12 protein-coding genes are annotated in these 13,990 nt (G+C 42.5%); all 12 read right to left on the bottom strand.

Annotated elements, in window-relative coordinates; all coding sequences use genetic code 11:
- Positions 1-62: 62 nt before the first annotated feature.
- Positions 63-4,811 (bottom strand): hypothetical protein, encoded by a 4,749-nt coding sequence (locus MuYL_RS09430; RefSeq protein ID WP_094570323.1) that lies wholly within the window; start codon positions 4,809-4,811, stop codon positions 63-65.
- 69 nt (positions 4,812-4,880) lie between these two features.
- A complete protein-coding gene (locus MuYL_RS09425; protein WP_094570322.1) occupies positions 4,881-5,297 on the bottom strand; it encodes a GPW/gp25 family protein in 417 nt (138 codons plus the stop codon).
- Positions 5,298-5,316: 19 nt separating this feature from the next.
- Entirely contained in the window at positions 5,317-5,616 is a 300-nt protein-coding gene (locus MuYL_RS09420) for a PAAR domain-containing protein (RefSeq protein ID WP_094570321.1), read from the bottom strand.
- Between the two features lie 33 nt (positions 5,617-5,649).
- Complete coding sequence (gene vgrG, locus MuYL_RS09415) at positions 5,650-7,284, bottom strand: type VI secretion system tip protein VgrG (RefSeq protein ID WP_094570320.1); 1,635 nt, start codon at positions 7,282-7,284, stop codon at positions 5,650-5,652.
- A gap of 18 nt (positions 7,285-7,302) precedes the next feature.
- Positions 7,303-7,986, bottom strand: a complete 684-nt coding sequence (locus tag MuYL_RS09410; protein ID WP_094570319.1) for a CIS tube protein — start codon at positions 7,984-7,986, stop codon at positions 7,303-7,305.
- Positions 7,986-8,147 carry a DUF5908 family protein gene (locus MuYL_RS23145; protein WP_157740723.1) on the bottom strand — a complete coding sequence of 54 codons (162 nt, stop codon included), beginning with the start codon at positions 8,145-8,147 and terminating at the stop codon, positions 7,986-7,988. Before MuYL_RS23145 ends, MuYL_RS09410 begins: the two co-directional genes overlap by 1 nt.
- Before the next feature lie 4 nt (positions 8,148-8,151).
- A complete protein-coding gene (locus MuYL_RS09405) occupies positions 8,152-8,619 on the bottom strand; it encodes a phage tail protein (RefSeq protein WP_094570318.1) in 468 nt (155 codons plus the stop codon).
- Between the two features lie 3 nt (positions 8,620-8,622).
- Positions 8,623-9,060 carry a phage tail protein gene (locus tag MuYL_RS09400; protein WP_094570317.1) on the bottom strand — a complete coding sequence of 146 codons (438 nt, stop codon included), beginning with the start codon at positions 9,058-9,060 and terminating at the stop codon, positions 8,623-8,625.
- 53 nt (positions 9,061-9,113) lie between these two features.
- Positions 9,114-10,565 carry a phage tail sheath family protein gene (locus MuYL_RS09395; protein ID WP_094570316.1) on the bottom strand — a complete coding sequence of 484 codons (1,452 nt, stop codon included), beginning with the start codon at positions 10,563-10,565 and terminating at the stop codon, positions 9,114-9,116.
- Positions 10,566-10,577: 12 nt separating this feature from the next.
- Positions 10,578-11,768 (bottom strand): hypothetical protein, encoded by a 1,191-nt coding sequence (locus MuYL_RS09390; RefSeq protein WP_157740721.1) that lies wholly within the window; start codon positions 11,766-11,768, stop codon positions 10,578-10,580.
- 4 nt (positions 11,769-11,772) lie between these two features.
- Positions 11,773-12,387, bottom strand: coding sequence for a DUF4255 domain-containing protein (locus tag MuYL_RS09385; protein WP_094570314.1), 615 nt, complete (start codon positions 12,385-12,387; stop codon positions 11,773-11,775).
- 456 nt (positions 12,388-12,843) lie between these two features.
- Positions 12,844-13,977: a family 20 glycosylhydrolase gene (locus MuYL_RS09380; RefSeq protein ID WP_094570313.1), complete on the bottom strand. Its 1,134-nt coding sequence runs from the start codon at positions 13,975-13,977 to the stop codon at positions 12,844-12,846.
- Positions 13,978-13,990 lie beyond the last annotated feature (13 nt).

Raw genomic sequence — 13,990 nt, 5'->3', positions numbered from 1 at the left:
CCTTTGATAATTTTATAATTCCCCGCCTTGGTTACAACCGGCAAGGGCTTGTACAATAAGTATTAACTGTCCTTTTTCCCGGTACCGGCCTGATCTTTGCCACTGTTTCCGGGTTTATCGCTGTTTTGATTTGAATCTTTGGGAGTACCCTTAACTACATTTTTTAAGAAATCCTCCGCCTTTTTAACAGTAGCTTTACCCTTGGTTGTAATTAACGCAGCCTCATCTTTTAAAATTTTATCAACGTCGTCAATTGCCCCTTCAATTTTCTCCTCAATATTTTTCATTTCCGAAGGCTTAGCAGTTGCAGACGCTGTAACTTTTTCAGCAGCGGGTGTTTCAGCCGCAGTAGTTTCTTTCGCAACTATGGGCGTTGCCTTACCGGCAGCTTTTTCGGCGGTTACAATTTCATCTTTGGAAGATGCAGTAGCTGTAGCCGGCACTTGTTCTGTTGATTTACCGGCAACATTAACGCTATCTTCTTTATCTTTCTTAATAGCAGTTTTGGCGTTGGAGGTATCAGCTGTAACGGGCGCTTGTGCGGTAATCACTTTATCTTCAAAAGTACCTGTACCTATGGTGGTATCAGCCAAATTTGGTATCACCTTTATATTACCGGCATTACCCTTCGTGGTTACCTGCCCAACCGCAGGTGAAGGCAATGTTGATTTTTCCCCTCCGGGATAGGTGGCAACGGGCGGTAATGTATCTACGGGTATTTTCGGTTTCTTTATTAGCAGTCTTTTTTCACAGGGGGTAAGCACCACCGGCTCATCATACAGTAATATGATATGTTTTGGCGCAGACACCAGTAAGGACATTTGCGACGATGGCTTTGCGATTACGTCTCCTATAAAATAGCCCTGATCTTTCAAAAACACTTCGATGTCGCTGCACCCCGACACTTTATCCACTTCGGCAATAAAACCCTTTTCAGTTATTTTTACTGCATTGTGCTGTTTTGGCGGGCAGCATTCATCGCGGCATACCCCCATTAAAAAATCTGTTATGAAATCAACATAGGGCCTTTGTTCAATAAAATTAATCACTGCTGATGCATATATTTTTTGACCAAATTCTGCCTCAATGGTTTCATCAAAAGCCCATGGAGTAAGGTATTGAACAATTTCATCATTCAATTTTTTCAGGTAATACCCTTTATCCACCCCGCTAAGAAACTTCACCCTAAAGAATACGATCACCTGCTCGTAAACCGGGTTGCGGGCATGTACTTTAACAAATGGCGAAGTAACTTTACTTAAATAGTCGCTGATCTCTATCAGCGTTAACCTGCCCGTTTTAGGCTGCAATGGATTTACCGCATTATTGTTTTTAAGATTTGGAACCGGCACTATCAGTACATGGCCTGTAACAGATACGGGGCCGCAACATTTAATCTTCCCCAGGTGCTCCCGGTGTGTTACCGGTTTGCGGCAAATACAACCCGGATCGGTAGTGGGAATACATTTCACCTTAAAAACATTTGGAAAACGGTCCAGCACCAGGTGTTCATAGTCCCAACTGGTTACCGCCCTCCTTTTATGGCGCAACCTTTCGCTAACCCGGGTGTAGTATTCCTTTCCCACTTCTTTATGTTTTCCATCAAAAGACGCAAATGGCTGGGTTACTTTGCTTACCTGTGCTACCGCTACTGATAGTTTATTTATGGTGCCGGCTGCAAGCGCATTATCAAAATGAAGCTGGCTGTTGTTCTGGTCAAAAAATTGAACTTCTGTAGCCTGTGCTACCACGTCAATTAACTGCGGAATACACCTGGAATCTTTACAAACGCTGGCGCTAAACCAATACAGGCCATCGGTAATAATAGTATGCCTGCTATTTATGTCGCCGGGTACGTCAAGCTTAACAATCCCGGTTGTCTGGAAACCATAAGTACTGTCTGATATTAAGTTTTCAGCTTTCAAAGGCCTCCATTCGTTATATACCAGGTACGACCAGTTAATCAGCGGCGGGTCATTATCCTCGTCAATTGCGCTGCCATCGGCAAACTGAAAAAGTAGTGAAAGCGTTTGCAGCGGCTGCAAATTTTGCAAACCGATAAACAACTGCCCTTCTTCCTGAAAATCAGCTGAGTATTGATTATTCCCTCCGTTAATTTCTTCATTCAAACCGCTCGACTCCAATATCAACTGGTTTAATCTTCTGTCGCCAGACAGGTGCGGAAATTTCTTATCGGGATCTAAATAGATTGAGTTATCAGCCACCTGGTTTAAAAGTGCAGTTTTATACTTTAGGTCCGGATTCAAATAGGTAAACTGCGGTAACAGTGCATCGTTGGCATCAACCACTAAAGGGTTTTCCGAAATCTTTTTTAGGGATAGCCTGCCCAGCCCAATCAATTGATTTTTCCGTTGAAATTCAGCACTTAAGTCGATGTAAGTTTCAACGGTTCCAAACGGGTAAACGTGGAAAAATTGATCTATTGTGGGGTCAAGTTCCGTTAAATTTGAAATATAACTAACCGAGAGGCTTTTAATCTGCAATTGAGGCGCGAGATTTAAACGCGACTGAATATCATTGTAATAGCCGGAATTGCCATCTCCATTAACGCCATAAATATTATCTACTCTTAAAAAGCCCTTGTCGGCATCGATGTCATATTTGGGGAAATATTCTATTGGTGTTCTGCCAATACTGATTTCACTGGGAAATGCCCTTGCCTTTGTTTTGATCTCACCCTGACCAGCTTCCGACAGGTATTGGTTTAAAATATTAAATGTAAGGCTTGCAGGCGAGAACTGATCACCGTTGTAATCTACCAGATGCATCCAGTCGTTGCTATGTAACACACTAACATTATACTCAGCCGGGATATAACTCCCATCCTGTCCAAATGATATATCATCCTGTGTTTTTGAAATATTCAACGCAAGCTTGCCAAGGGGCTTATTAAATACCTCATCACTGCCAATGTAAAATGATGTTCCGGGTGATGGCGTTGCCGTAAAAGGATCAAACGCTTTTCCGGGAGTCATTGCGGCTACGTCGTTTTGAATAACCAGCTTTTTTAATCCGTCAAAATGTTGAACAAGGATGTCGCCTTTGGGAGTTGCGGGCGTATTAAGCAAATTAATTGACCCTACCTGTACCGCTATTGAAAGGTTACTAACCCTTAACCGTTTGTAAATACTGGCCGGCAGTTCTATCTGCGGCCCAATAAGAACCTGCGCTACCGGATACTTTGTATCATAGCTATGCCCGGTATGCAATTTGGCATTAAATGGCACTATTCCCTGTTCTGAAACAGGCAGGTACACATATATGGCGCCGCCAAGAAACATATACCCCGTAGTGTTTACCAAACTGGTGTCAAACCAGCCCTCTTTTGTTAATGTATCAAGCCATTGCTGGTTGTCTATCACGGCATCAACATTTAACCAACCCTTTTCGCCGGTTAAAGCTACCTTTATAGTAATTGCGCTGTTGATCTTGGCAAGTGCTGCTATCCCTATTTTTATCAGCCTGTTACCCCCCTGTAGCACTAACTGGGGTGAAGCTACGGCGAAACCTATTGCAGCCGTATTTTTTGCGCTTAACTCCGTTTCCTTTTTGCTGATAAATTCGCAAATATTTTTAACCCGCTGACTGCTCAAAATGCTATTTCCAAAAGTTGGCCACTTTGGCTCGGGCACTGTAAACTTCTCGCCATACCCATCTTTTGAATTGGCTACGGGATTAGCGTAAATCACGCCTATTTCTTTGTGCGCTTCATCGGCATCAGCAGGTGATTTAAGTATAAAAATATTTTTTAGTTCTTTTACGCTGGCCTGGTTAACAACAAAATCATTTTCGGTTTTATAAACCTGTTCTTTACCTGACACATCCTTGCCTGCGCTTAATGCTGTACCCTGCGCTAAATCATATTCAGCAACGTTTTTCGCCAATTCAAAAACCACAAATGCCTTATCAGGAACCGACGGTTTCTCCGCCAGGTGAAGCACGTCGCGATAGTAAAAGTCAAGCATTTTACCGGTTAATCCGTTCATCTGCTGTTGCGCAACATTAAAAAGTTTTAAAAAAGCAATAAACAATGCCATATAAGGCTGATGGGCCGGGTATTGCGTTAAAGCAAATTCAATATAACTTGTTGATTGTTCAACAATGTTAGTGATAACACCCAGGAACGCATGGAAAACATCGTCGACATATGGAACGGCATTCAGTATTTTATCCTCCGGGGTAATGCCTTCGTAAATATCAAATTCCGGGTCAATCTTATCATTTAATCCCCAGGTATCCTGATTTAAAATTTTACTATAGTCAATGTTTAGTATTGTTTTTGAATCAACTACAATAAAGCCTTCTTCATAAGCAATAGCCTTTTTCAGTTCGCTGCTAAGTGATGACTTAATTGCCAGGTTAATGTCGGTATATAAAGGATTTTCGGGAATTGACTGAGAATACCACTGATCTATCTTTATAGCTATTGCCGCTACCTGGTTAAATAACGATGCATATAAATCATTGGAAGGATTTGCAAGGATTTTACTGTTCGTATCGTCATATTCTTTTTTAATCCGGTCAAGGTCAACAGTAGCAATTGAGGCGGCTATTACAGCCATATCTCTTTTAAAAAATTCAGACCAGCTTGCTTTATTGGGGTCGTCAACGGTACTGTCGGGCATATCATAAAACCTGATCTGCTCGGCATATCCTGCTGCAAATACCAGCAGGTCTTCCATACTGCGGCCATCAATTGATACGTATGACGGATCAAGGGCTTTCAGATAACGCTCTAACTGGCCCGACCCTTTCAGGATTATTTCGTTATGGCAATTACAGTTTTCCATTGTAGCGTATGTTTGGTGTTTGGCTAAATGCCTTTTGGTAAATAATTATGTTGATTTAATAAACCGCTTTCACGTTGTAATATTTGTTGCCTCATTAATGTAGAATGGATAAACATAATTATAGCGCGTATTGGTACTTATAATGGTGTATTGTATATTTATCTGCAACACTCCGTGGTTTTCGTCAGGTGTGGCCGTAACACTTTCAACTATAATTCTGGGTTCGTTAAAAACAAGCGCATCGTTAACTATTTTTTGGATCATGGCAACATTTGGCGTGTTCATTACATCAAAAACATGAGGCTGCAGGTTGCAGCCGAAAGTTGGCAGCATAATCCGTTCACCGGTTATGGTTGATAAAATTATTTCAATGCTGCTGCGCACATCCGGCTCATTTACCAGCATATCAACTGTGTATGATTCTCTGCGAAAAGTTGGTGGAAAACTCCACCCCGTTCCTAAAAATGATTGGTCTGTTATAGCCATTGTTCTAATATTTTTAAAATCAACCTCCAATTAAAACTGTTGGGCAGCCTCCCACAATGCTGCCCCCATGTGCTGTCGAATCGCCCATCCGCGCTGCCGGGCTACCACCTATCATCACCGTTGCCGACCCCATTACAATGCTGTCAGGCGGACCTGCACAGGTACACATATTGCCAACCGTTGCCGCCGGCATACCACCAATTAGAACAGTTGGCACACCAGGCGGCAAAATCGGGCCGCCAGTGTGCGGAGTGGATGCCGGCGGTGGGTTCACCATCGGGCATACATGATTATCGGATGCGCGTGCTGCTGGTGGCATAGCTTGATATTTTTTATGTTGTTAATTTTCCTGTTAATTGATCATTACCTGCAGACCTTTTATAATTACATTGCCCATACCTGCTTGTATGGTAATTCCGCTCGAGTCCATTTTTATGCTGTTTTGATTTTCATCCGTCATCACAAAGGCACCCGAGTCATCATTTAAAATCACAGATTTTTCACCCGTAGCGGTTGTTACCGATAAAGTGAGGCGCTTGTTGGTATCGTCAAAAATTAATTTCACCCCTTCCTTTGTAACAAATCCATATTGTTCAGCACCTGAATCTACCGGTAACGGCGATTCTTTGGAACTGCTGCTGTGCAGGTATCCAAGTATCACAGGCTCCCGCGGATCATCGTTTAAAAAACCAAGCACTACCTCGTCCGATGCCTGGGGCCTGAAATATACACCCCGGTTTGCACCGGCATCAAGTGTTGCTACGCGGGCCCACATGCCCTCGTTTCCTGATGTAATTGTAGGTACCTGCACCTTTACCCGGTACTGGCCCGCATCGGCGTCATCCACATCCAACACTGTGCCTATCAGTAAACCGTTTACGCCCGGCAATAAACCACCGGTTGGTTTATCCATTACACCTTCTTTTTTATAAAACAGCTCTTCATTCCAGCCAAACTGAACGTCAGTTATCCAGTTGCCATCAAAAACATGCTGGGTGCCGCTAACAAATACATCGCCGTTAAAACGGTCGCCTACACCGGCAAGGGTGATCATTGCGCCTGGCTTCACACCGCTGTTACCCTGAATTCGTACCCGGCCAACATTTTTCGAAAGGTGGTTTCTCAATTCATAAGCGTCGGCCCATGCCTGTAACTGTGGTTGTGTTAAATGCCCCGGATGGTTTAACTTTACCTGAGCCCCAATAACATCGCCCAGGTCGGCCGTTGAAATATTACCGTTATCGGAAAAAGAAGCAACACCAGGGTCAGACTGTTCCATCTGCTGTTGGGTATAGTCCCATGATATGCCGGTAACTCCGGCAATCTGCCTGCGGGCATCCATTTCAGCTTCAAATTCATAAATTCCCTGCCCGTAAGTTGCTGTTAAAACGGCTGTGCCGCCGGTAGCGGGTTTCTTAACAACAAGCTTACCGTCATCAGTTAAAACCAGCATACCATTCGCTTCCGCCCTGGTTACAATAAAATCCCAGTCAGTAGTATCAAACTGCACCAGTTGGGGATGGGTTACCGTTGTATCGTCAATATCATTGTCAAGGCTGCCTGCAAGTGTAGTAATCACATCACTATCCTTTTTTTCAATATAATATGCGCTGTTGCGGTTAGCGGTAAGCTTAATAGCTTTATCCTTGGCTTCAATCAAAAGCAATGAGCTGCCGTTTTGCCTGGCTTTAATAGCGTGTTTAACAATTATTCCTTTAAAAACAGTTTCCACCTGCCCGTGATAGCCCAATTGAATTTCAATCTCGTTGCCGGGTTTATAATTATCATTATCGCTCAGCGGAAAATCAGCAGCCGATGCTGACCCATCCAAAAACACAATCTTAGCATAGGCCACTTTGTTGAAAGTTTTGTTTACGGTTATCCGCGAAAGCAACACTTCATTGCTCTGCACGGTTCCGTTTATCAAAACCTTTTGGCTAACTACGTCGGTTGGCGGTGGTGTGCCCGGTGGTAAGCTATCTAACATTGCTTAATTGTTTAATTGCTATTTATTTGAAATTGGCGGAAAAATCAATGTGCTGCCCGCTTTAAGCTTTCTAAAATTTTTGAGCTTGTTAACCTTCGCCACTTGTAAGTAATAGTTTTGATCCTTATAAATCCGGGTTGTTAAAAGTGGTAACAAGTCCCCTTCCATTACCTGTACCGAATGGGTAAGATCAGGTGAAGAAAGCATGCTCATGATATTACCGAACGTTGAAAGCGTGCGCTCGGTAAATGATGCGCTGATCTTGGCCCGGATGGGCAGGCCGAACATATCAAACATGGTATAGGTAACTGTTGAGCTGTTTAAAACACAATTACATATGAATAAACCGTATTGCAGCAATAAATAATTAGGTCGGTGAATGGTGCCCGAAATGGTGGTTGTTACCAGCCTGAAAAGCAATACCTGCGCTGTAACCGGGATCTTTACGCCATTTGTGTTAACACCCGTGCCATCAAGCGTAAGCTCTATGGTAAATGTGCGTGGTTGAATCCCTACGTGCCTTGGGTCGGTGCCGGTTTGGCCCGGCGGCGTTGTTACTTCCCATATTACCGACTCGCTAATAGCGATGTTTTCGGGATTGAACATAGCCAGGAATGGTACACCAAGAATAGGGATCCCATTCACATCTGTTTGTAAGATCTTAAGGTTAAATGGCAACATTGCCGCACTTTGAGTATCCATCAGCGTTCCTGTTTTTCTTTAATTATTTCCAATACTTTTTCTACAGCTTCATAACTTTCATCGCTTCCGACGCCCTGCGGCGTCTGGCTGCTGCTGCCGCTGTTCACAGGTGCCGGGTCAACAACCGCCCTGATAATTATTTCATTGATCTGTACAGGCATAGCTTTACATTTTTCGTTCAAAATATTGATAAGCCAGTTCTATGGTTTCCACTACTACTGAGTTGTCTGTCGATTTAAAATCAGACGTTGACCACTTTAACGGGTAGGCCTGCACTACATTCCAGATGGCATAGGGCTGATCCGCTTCGTCCAGCAACGTTATCATAATATCTGCAGGTTTAAAATCGTATATCGGTACCATGAAATAGGTATTCTGTGCCGATTTGAACCAGGCAAGCAGGGCTGTCCCTTTTAGCAATCCTCTTTTCAAAACAAGATTTGGATATTTGGCCCTTTTGGGCAGTTTATAAACAAACCTGTTCTCCCCGCCCTCGCGTAATTCTTCCGTTTCAATCTCTACAGACAAGCCGCTAACTTCCTGAAAGCGTTGTTCGGTATCGCTGTCAGCACCGCTTACCCCAACAAATTCAACTTTGAAGTGAAAGCCTGCCGGTGGATAGTAGGTTGCCATTTATTAAGCCGATTTTAATGTTATCCCTTCGTGTACAAGCTCAATTGATTCAATAGCTGTTTCGTTCCCGGTTGCTTTTAAACCGGGGCCCTCAATTTTAACCGGCCAGGCCTGCGCTATGCTCCAAACAAAAACAGGGTTGTTTTCATCATTTAACAAAGTGATCGTAAGGTCTCTGCGATCAACACCGGGATTTCCTTTATTATTCAGCCAATCGTACAGATCGTTGTTTGCGGTAGTCATACCCCTTTTCAAAGTAATGTTACCTGATTTTCTTAGCCCCGGTCTTTTCAGCGGCATGGTGGTATATGTCATTAAGCCATCCCTGTATTCAATGGCCTGAACTTCCTGCGAAAGTCCGCTTACTTCTGAAAAACCTATAGGTGCACCGCCGCCCAATGAAACACTGAAATGGAAGACTGGTAATGGATAATTTGCCATTTTTGTAGTTTTTATGTTTTACAATAATTTTAAATACTATTCTTACTTTACTGTTAAGAGGTTTGCATCATCTGCTCAAACTGCATAATGATAAATTCAGCCGGGCGTGCCACCGCCATACCAATCTGGATAATAAGCCTTCCCTCTAATATATCAACAGAGGTCATTGTGCTGCCCAGCCCGATGTTTACAAAAAACGCCTGCTCAGGTTTGGCACCGGCTAAAGCACCATCGCGCCATTTCAGGAAAAGGTAATTTTCAACCATAGCTTGCACCTTTACCCAGGTTGCCGAAGTATTTGGCTCAAAAACAAACATGCCCATTGAGTTTTTAATAGACTGTTCAACGGTTATAAAAAAGCGGCGAACGTTAATGTACCTCCACTCGTTATCATTGCCGTCCAGCGTGCGGGCGCCCATTACTACCGTACCAAAACCCGGCGAATTCAATATGGCATTTACCGATTTACCGGTTTGGTCATTTACATTCAGCAAGTCCTGGTCAATCCGGGCAACGGTAACATTTGCTTTTACAACATCGCTTAGCGAAATATTTGCAGGTGCCTTCCATACCCCTATCTTTTGATCAACGCCACAATACACACCCGCAATAGCAGCAGAAGGTGGTAAGGTGATGTGTAACTGCTGGAATTTGGCAAGGATAAAATTGTATAAACTTGATGCCGTAGTTTTGAGCGATAACATTGTTGCTCCGGCTTTCGGATCGGCAGGCGCAGGGGTGGCACCATTTATTTTATAAGTGCTTATGGTAAGCGCGTCAAAATTAAAGGCATAATTGTAAATGGTCTCCAGGTAAGGATAATATACCGCTGCATATTGAAGCGCGAATGGTGCCTTACCGGATGGGTTCACTCCGTTTATTGCAGTTGCCACATCAGTTGTTATGGAACCTGCTGTTTTAGGAATAGTTGGTGCCAGCGTATCAATAATAGCAAAACGATCAGTAAGTGAAGCTGCCTGGTCGGCCATGTACTGGTTGAGCGAAGCAAAGCTGGCGCCCAGGTGAATTGCCTCAGGACACAGCAAAATGGTAGGCCCATCTATTGCGCCTACTGCATCAAAACCTGCTTCCAGATCTGCCAGCGCAATGGCATTGGCATACTTACCTACCGATGTAATATAGCATCTTGTACCTCCATTTGCAAAATAATGCTTTACAGCGTGATACAAAATATGGGTACTCATTTGCGTTAAATCAGGAGTTATTACAGCACTATACCCTGTTGTTTTACCTCCCGACTGTTTTTCATCAATGTCAATGGTTATGTTAGCCGGGTCTTCAACATCAGGACCGCCAAAAAACTGTACATAATCACTCATGCTATTGATGGGTGTAGGTACGTTTGCCAGGTCGTTTGTAACCAGGTTAGTAGCTATACTTGTATAGCCTACAAAAGCAGGAACAGCAGATTCAACTTCTGCTATTGAAGGTGGAAGGGTAGATATTTCCTCTACATATACACCCGGAGATCTGTAATTTGCCATTTTTTATTGTTTTTAAAGTGTTATGAATACGTCTGAATAAATAGCCGGAAGACTGCCTGCATCAATTGTTGCTGTTGACGGGTAAGGCAGGTTTGTTTTTATTACCGCTTTTTTTGCGGGAGTATTGATATACTTGTTCAATGTGATAATCAGCGGATCTTTAGCAGCGCTTGTTGTAGAGGTATACTTTTCCATCAAGGCTATATTAGCCAGTGACACAAACACCAGGCTTAAATCAGTATTCGACAGCAGCTTAAACTTCACGTTGGTATCATTAGCGCTAATGCCCAGTTGCTTTATAAAATCGGTTTTCTGAACCGGGCTTAACTTTGACATCTCTAAATAAATTGCGCTGTTGGTTTGCAGCTGGATAGTATAGCGCCAAAAGGTTTGGCGGTTTTTAAATAACACCACGTAATTAGGTCTCGCTGTCACCAGCGACTGATCCGGCTCAATAATCCTGTAATTTGCAGGCAGGGCTGACGAGAGCGACAACTCAACTACGCCGAAAATTTGCTGGTTAGCCATGGTGCCTAAAAAATAAAACGTGTCTGTTACCACGTTATTAACCAGCAGCTGGCAGCACCCCGAAGGAAGTGCAGAAAGATTGAATGTAATGTCAGACAGTGTGTTTTGAACAATTACAGAACTCGCGGTAACTGTAGCACCCGTTAACAGGTGTTTCACTTTGGCATCAGCTGCCGTTATAACCCCGGCAAAATTATATTTATAGTTAGCAGTAGCTTTTTTTAACTGGTCAGCATTACCGTCAACTCCCGCAACATTTTTTGTTAAATGGAGATTGTTCCTGACAGCTGCCAGGTCCTTTACCTGGTTGCTGAAATAATAAATATTACCTTTATTTAGTGTAGTTGGTAAAAGATCGAAATTGATCAATTCGGGATTTCGAAGCACCATAAAAAAGCTTAGCTTATCGGCCTTTGTTATCTTGTTCCTGATGATGTTGTTACCGGTAATAGTTTTGCCGGACGTGGCCGCTAAAACGGTAAATCCACCATTAGTTCCCGTATTTCTAAATACCATATTTTTAGCTTGCATAAAGGCCTGGCATTCTGCAGTTGGCACAATGGTAAAATCTAATACCGGTGTGGATTGATAGCTACGGCATATTTTATTACTATAAAATAATTGCATAACCGAAAGGGTCACCAGTTCCGAATATTTTACTATTACTGTAGGCATAACATCAGTTTTCAACAAAATTAAGTTCACTAATTGCAGCAACTTTTTCATCGCTTTTGGTTTCAAAAACGGTGAGCATTTTCACACGGTACACAGCACTGGGCATATATTTGGAGCTCAACATTCCCCATAAATTATTCTGCTGTTCAAAGGTTAGGCTTACCAGTTTAATGCTCAGCCTTTCAATCAATTGCCAAACCTTGTTAACCGGGTCAGTTACCGATGCATTGAGCGACGGATACTTTTGACTATCAAATACAGTGTGCGACTGAAAAAATTCAATTACATCCGAAAGATCGCGTAAAGCTGTAGGGTAATCAGCGTTGTTGGCTACGAACAACAGGAAAAGGTCAATCTCCACCGGGGGACTCAGCTTTAAAAACTTCTTATCGTCAGTAGGGATATAATACGGCTGCTTGCCTTCGCGCCGCTCCTCCTCAATATTTACCAGCATTACCGTAACGTGGGTGCTTTCCGTAATGTTGATATTGCCATTGGGTAACACAATAGATTTTAAATCGACCACATTACCGGCGCTATAACTTGCGGGATCCTGCTCCCGGTCAACCATGTAGGTTTCAAGTTCTTTCTTTAAGAATTCGAGTGCAGTGCGGATCATATAAGTGTCTATTTATTTAGAAATACTAAACTTATAACTTGTTATGAAAACAACAAACTCATATCTGATACAATATTATAATATTTAATTAATAAACAAAAGATAATTTATAATTAAAAATGATAAAGTGACATTACAGGTTTGAGTTTTTGATATTGGTTTATACAGTTGTTAATATCTGGAATAAAATTATAACACAATCAATTGATCTACAATAGTATTTATACGGGTTTAGCCGCGTAGTTTTACGTTAAGTGGAGGGGTAAAAAATGCAGAAAAGCAAGTTACAAGTGTAAAAATTACCAAAAAGTATTAATTTTAAATTAATAAGAAATTTATCGAAACTTATTAATAATTAACACTTACCAATAATTTAATACACAAATGAAATATTGAACAAAAACTGAAAAATAACTAAAAGCCTGAGACCGGCATTTTTTTAACGATAAATTTTCATCATTTGGTTGAAGCGGCCTGCTCCAACTGATTTATCTTATCAAACATTACCCTGAAAGTATTCCACGGGGTATTGTTACCGGATTCAGGGTTAATTGACCTTCCATAATACCCATCAAGAAACTGAACAGGCGACGACCAGATGGTTTCCGCAACTCCGTAAAAACGGCGTTTAAGCTCCCTGCCGGATGCGGCCCTTGAACGATACAGATTTTCTACCTGGCTCAACGCTACCTGCGGACGATTCCACGCGCAGGTCACTACTCTTAAGCCTTTCATTGCAAAATAAACTGCTGTTTGATTATCCTGGTCATACTGCCAGTCGCAGATCACCACATCGCGCGGGATGAGGTCAATAGCCTTCCATGTATTATTATAACTTGCGGCCCACTCGCCTATGCCGGTAGTTCTGCCGTCAATTAAACGGTCGCCCCAAATCCAAAGTTCCCGGCCTTTTTCGGCCAAATGATCACGAATAGTTTGTACTTCATCAGCAAACAGGACAGCCTTATCGCGCCCGGCGCAACGCGGGCATTTATCCTCGCCCAGGTAAAATACTTCATCCATCCCCGCATGAAAAGCACTTGCTTCAAACACATCCATTACCTCATCAATCACGTCGAACACAATTTTATGAACACCAGGATGAAGCGGGCAATAACTTTTACAATACAAACCATCGGCGTTGGGCCATTTATATTCGCCCGCAGTTAAAGGAACTTTAATCCATGGAGTTTCATCAAATTCGGGATAAACCCTCAATAACATCCCTGTTTTGTTGGCCCATGACTGGTGCCCCAACAAGTTAACCTGCGGAATAATACTAATATTATGCTTCTTACACGCCTCCACAATTTTTTTAACATCGCTTTTTGAAAGCGCTATTGAATCCATTAGTTCCGGGTGGCTTTTATACTGGTAGTTATAATCAACCCTCAATATCAGCGTATTCACTTTACGCGGTGCCAGTTCTTCATCAATAAATTTAATAAAATCTGCAACACCATTAGGCCTCGGCGCCGCTATTGCGAAGCCTTTTACCTGGTAAAGGCTATCTGTAGTTTGTTGGGCAAACAAATTGATGCTTACAGCAAGGCCGGTAAATAACAGCAATAAGTATTTAAGTTTTTTCATATCAATAAGGATT

The organism is Mucilaginibacter xinganensis (genome assembly GCF_002257585.1).
In the GTDB taxonomy this organism is placed as follows: domain Bacteria; phylum Bacteroidota; class Bacteroidia; order Sphingobacteriales; family Sphingobacteriaceae; genus Mucilaginibacter; species Mucilaginibacter xinganensis.
The sequence above is the reverse complement of the archived record's forward strand: the minus strand, read 5'-3'. Positions and strand labels throughout refer to the sequence as shown.

Bases quoted from the DNA above. Each gene is read 5' to 3' on its own strand.
- MuYL_RS09380 (WP_094570313.1), bottom strand. From the start codon at position 13,977: ATGAAAAAACTTAAATACTTATTGCTGTTATTTACCGGCCTTGCTGTA.
- MuYL_RS09395 (WP_094570316.1), bottom strand. From the start codon at position 10,565: ATGGCAAATTACAGATCTCCGGGTGTATATGTAGAGGAAATATCTACC.
- MuYL_RS09385 (WP_094570314.1), bottom strand. From the start codon at position 12,387: ATGATCCGCACTGCACTCGAATTCTTAAAGAAAGAACTTGAAACCTAC.
- MuYL_RS09420 (WP_094570321.1), bottom strand. From the start codon at position 5,616: ATGCCACCAGCAGCACGCGCATCCGATAATCATGTATGCCCGATGGTG.
- MuYL_RS09430 (WP_094570323.1), bottom strand. From the start codon at position 4,811: ATGGAAAACTGTAATTGCCATAACGAAATAATCCTGAAAGGGTCGGGC.
- MuYL_RS09390 (WP_157740721.1), bottom strand. From the start codon at position 11,768: ATGCCTACAGTAATAGTAAAATATTCGGAACTGGTGACCCTTTCGGTT.
- vgrG (WP_094570320.1), bottom strand. From the start codon at position 7,284: ATGTTAGATAGCTTACCACCGGGCACACCACCGCCAACCGACGTAGTT.
- MuYL_RS09410 (WP_094570319.1), bottom strand. From the start codon at position 7,986: ATGGATACTCAAAGTGCGGCAATGTTGCCATTTAACCTTAAGATCTTA.
- MuYL_RS09400 (WP_094570317.1), bottom strand. From the start codon at position 9,060: ATGGCAAATTATCCATTACCAGTCTTCCATTTCAGTGTTTCATTGGGC.
- MuYL_RS23145 (WP_157740723.1), bottom strand. From the start codon at position 8,147: ATGCCTGTACAGATCAATGAAATAATTATCAGGGCGGTTGTTGACCCG.
- MuYL_RS09425 (WP_094570322.1), bottom strand. From the start codon at position 5,297: ATGGCTATAACAGACCAATCATTTTTAGGAACGGGGTGGAGTTTTCCA.
- MuYL_RS09405 (WP_094570318.1), bottom strand. From the start codon at position 8,619: ATGGCAACCTACTATCCACCGGCAGGCTTTCACTTCAAAGTTGAATTT.